Here is a 2278-nt window from a genome sequence, read left to right on the forward strand (position 1 = left end):
CTCATCTCGTCCAGGCGCTTTTGCAGCTCGAGCCCATTCATCTGTGGCATGTGCAGGTCCAGCACTAGGCAGCCCACGCCAAGTCTGGTCCAAAGACATTCAGGAACTCAAACGCCGAACCGAAGACCTTGGCTGCGAGTCCGACCGAAACGACCAACTCGCGAATCGAATCGCGACAAGCCTCGTCATCATCAATGATGAAAACAGTGGGTTCACCCACATTGCGCCCAGTAAGTCGTGCGGCCGGGACAAGGTCCTTCGAGGGCCGGCAATCGCATCCTCGCGCCCAACCAACCGCGAACCTAGCGCGAAACGGCGCTGTTTGTTATTGCCCTTTGGTGCAGAGATGGCGGCAATTTGCCGGCGTTGCCGCACAACGCCGCCAGGGCGTGAGCTTTCGGCCGCTCGAAAGCAGCATGCAGTCCTACCCTGCCGTTCGTCGGCGACCGTCGTACTGCAGGCAGGCGGTTCCGGTCTAAGCAGATCTCAGCATCGACGACCGGTCTGAAGGCAGTGCAGACATCGTTGGTCGCTGGCGCGGGGGCGAGAAGTTCAAGAGCGGCAACGAAGCGCAGCCGGCGCCATCCGCGCGCGGCTCAGGTGACCCAGCGGCGTATACCCGGCGGGGTGATCTTGACGGTCCTACCACTTACGTGTAATCCGTGGGCGCCGGGATTGCAGCAGCAGTATGTTGCGCCTAACCTTCGTCCTCTTGTCGACTGCGCCAGGAGGAACGATGGGCTCTCCCGAACATGTAAGCCGACGGCATATGCTGAAGGCCCTCGCCACCGCACCGGCCGCGTCCGGGATTCTGGGCATGGCTGGCGCTCACGCTCAGCAAAGCGCTTCGGGCACTCTGCAACCGGCACCCGAAGCGCCGCTCGCATCCTGGAACGACGGTCCGCCCAAGCAAGCCATCCTCGACTTCGTGCGGGTCACGACGGACGCCTCGAACGCGAGCTTCGTTGCGCCACCGGCGCGGATCGCGACCTTCGACCAGGACGGGACGCTGTGGGTCGAGCACCCGATGTACAGTCAGGTGATCTACTGCCTCGATCGCATGCCGGCCGTGGTCAAGGCCAAGCCCGAGCTGGCCAATGTCGAGCCGTTCAAGACGGTCATGACGGGCAACATGGAGGCGATTGCCAAGCTGCGGTTGCCTCAACTCGAAAAGATTCTGGCCGCGACGCTGACCGGCATGAGCGTCGACGAATTCAACGCGGAGGCGACGAAGTGGATCGCCAGCGCGAAGGACAGGCGCTGGAACCGCCCGTACACCGAACTCAGCTACCAGCCCATGCAGGAGGTGATGAAATACCTCCGGACCAATGGCTACAAGACCTACATCGTCACGGGGGGCGGGCAGGATTTCGTGCGCGTGTACTCGGAGGCGACTTACGGGGTTTCACCGGAACAGGTCGTCGGAACAGCGGGCGGCACGAAGTACGGCTACGCCAAGAGCGGCAAGCCCTTCCTGACCAGGGAGCCCAAGCTCATGCTGAACGACAACAACGCCGGCAAGCCTGAAGGCATCCACATGATGATCGGTCGCCGGCCCGTCGCGTCCTTCGGCAACTCGACCGGCGACCGGCAGATGCTGGAGTACACCAAGGCCGGCGACGGCGCGCGCCTTTCGATGCTGCTCTTGCACGACGACGCCAAGCGCGAGTACGCCTACGGTCCGGCCCAAGGCTTGCCCGACACGAAAGTTGGCGCCTTCCCTCAGGCGCTCTACGACGAAGCGAAGAAGAACGGTTGGGTTGTCATCAGCATGAAGGACGACTGGAAGCGGATCTTTTCGTTCGATGCATGAGAGGTCCGGCCCAACGCGAAGGCCACTTCCGTGAAGTCAAGCCTTGCCCCAGGCGCCCATCCGTACTTGCTGAGGTGCGGTGGGCGAGCGTCGTTGGAATCCAAGGCCGATTCGTGTTGCTTCAGCTTCCCATTTTGCTTCCAGCCGCAGGTCTGGATGCGCTGGGCCTCGGGTGGCTCGTTGAGCGCCTGTCGTGGGGAGCCGCTTACCTCGTGCTCGGAATACGCTCGCAGCGGCAGACTTGTGGGTAGGAACTTGTGGCAGCGTCCAGAATGCGGCGCTTGTCGGCGTTGGAAAAGTGCCGGCGACGCGCACGTGGAACGACCTCAGAATCGGTCACATGCGGCTTTGCTGGCGCCGCCAATTCGGGCGCATCTCCAGTCGCCCTCCGGGCTCCTTGCAATGCGCCCGAATCGGACGAACTGTTCACTGCGTGCATCGCTGCCTTGGGGTGTTGGTTGATCG

At 62.6% G+C, this 2278-nt stretch carries 1 protein-coding gene; it reads left to right on the forward strand.

Annotated features, from left to right (window positions below; all coding sequences use genetic code 11):
- Positions 1 to 769 precede the first annotated feature (769 nt).
- Positions 770 to 1813 (forward strand): HAD family hydrolase, encoded by a 1044-nt coding sequence (locus AC1DY5_RS52055; RefSeq protein WP_478122088.1) that lies wholly within the window; start codon positions 770 to 772, stop codon positions 1811 to 1813.
- The last annotated feature ends 465 nt before the right edge of the window (positions 1814 to 2278 follow it).

The sequence above is a fragment of the Variovorax sp. P4_D9 genome, from assembly GCF_056401695.1.